Below are 1,856 nucleotides of genomic sequence, written 5' to 3' on the forward strand. Positions count from 1 at the left end.
GTTCCAATAGAAAAACACCAAGAGAATACGATAAAGAGCTTTATAAAGAGAGAAATCTCATCGAAAGAATGTTCAATAAACTCAAGAATTTTCGTAGGGTTGCTACTCGTTATGATAAATTAGCTATTTCTTTCTTATCTTTTGTCCATATTGCTTCTATATATCTTTGGTTAAAATAAATGTCGACACTACCTAGATGGCAATTTTAATGATGCAATGACAGGTAGTGCAGCAAAGCTTTCTCAGCTTGGTAATAGTATAAGGCAGCTTGACTCATCAATGAAGTCAGTATCAAAATTTAAGCAGTTAGGTCACGATGTTTTTAATGCCAAGAAATCCTGGAAAGAATCTGAAGATCAGGTAAAATCCTTAGTTAAACAAATACAAGCAGTAGAGAAACCAAGCAAAACTTTAAAAGCAGAATTTGATAAGGCTAAAGCTTCAGCAGTAAAAGCAAAAGAAGCATATTTAAAAAAGAGAGATGCTTTGCATGCTTTAAATGAGGAAGTCAGGAAAAGTGGAAAAGGTATTAGATCTCTAGTAATGGATCAAACTAAACTTGGTTCATCTATTGAAATGCTGAAAGGAAAATACAGTAAACTTGGATCTGTAATACGTGACCAGCAAAGTATTTTAGCAAAAAAAGCATATTATAGATCACAAGTAATGGAGACCATAGGTCTAGGACTAACACTTGCAGCACCAATTAAAATTGCCATTGATTTTGAGAGTGCTATGGCTGATGTTAAGAAGGTAGTAAAGTTTGAGAGTGATGATGAAATTAATAAATTTAGTGAGAATCTAAAAAAATTATCCCATGAAATACCACTATCGGCTGCAGAGTTAGCAAAAATAGCTGCAAGTGGTGGCCAGCTTGGTATTGCAAAAGAAAAACTTTTCTCATTTACAAAAATAGTAGCTAAAATGTCCACGGCATTTGATATGTCAGCCAAAGAAGCAGGTGATTCTATAGCTAAACTCTCTAACATTTATGGAATTGCAGTGGAAGAGATGGAAGGAGTAGGTAACGTTATAAATCACCTTTCAGATAATACTGCTGCTAAGGCAAAAGATATGGTAGAAGCATTGGCTAGAGTGGGTGGTAATACAAAACAATTTGGCTTGGATATTAATCAGACGAGTAGTTTAGCAAATGCTTTCATTAGCTTAGGTAAACAACCTGAAAAAGCAGCAACTGCTATAAATGCTCTGCTTTCTAAACTTCAAACTGCTGAAGGACAAGGAAAGGAGTTTAAAGCAGCATTGGAATCGATAGGCATAACCGCAGAGGAAATGTCACAAAAAGTTGCTCAAAACGGGCAAAACGCTCTACTTTATTTTTTTGAAACTTTAGAAAAAGTAGATAAACAGGAACGTTCTCAAATTCTTCTCAACCTCTTTGACCAAGAATATCAAGATGATATAGCACTCCTAGTTGGAAGCCTAAAAGAATATAAAAAAGCCATAGCTCTTTTAGCTGATGAAAAAGATCGTGACAAATCCATGCAAAAAGAATTCAATAATCGCGCAAGTACTACGGCAAATAACTTACAGCTACTTAAAAATACAATAGCAGAAGTAGGAATGAACCTAGGCTCAGTAATGTTACCGCCCTTAAAGTTGATAAGTAACTTTTTAAGGTATGTAACCACAGGTATAGCTTGGATTGCAGAAAAGTGTCCAATTCTTAGTGGAGGAATCATGGGCATAATTTCAGTTTTGATTCTTGCTAAGATTGCAGCAGTGAGTTTTGGTTACGGATTAGCTTTGGCTCGAGGTGGGGCTTTAGCTTTAAAGGCTATTTTATATGGACCACTTGGGTCAACTTTAGTATCACTATCAGCACGTCTGATTCC

Annotated in this window: 2 protein-coding genes; both read left to right on the plus strand. The window is 35.5% G+C overall.

Annotated elements, in window-relative coordinates; all coding sequences use genetic code 11:
* On the plus strand, positions 1-179 hold a 179-nt coding region (locus IC220_RS07300; protein WP_188152690.1), incomplete at its 5' end, for a transposase.
* Positions 180-216: 37 nt separating this feature from the next.
* Positions 217-1,856 (plus strand): phage tail tape measure protein (locus IC220_RS07305; RefSeq protein WP_188153766.1); only part of this gene is annotated, 1,640 nt, incomplete at its 3' end.

It is taken from the genome of Wolbachia endosymbiont of Pentalonia nigronervosa, assembly GCF_014534705.1.
Taxonomy (GTDB): Bacteria; Pseudomonadota; Alphaproteobacteria; order Rickettsiales; family Anaplasmataceae; genus Wolbachia.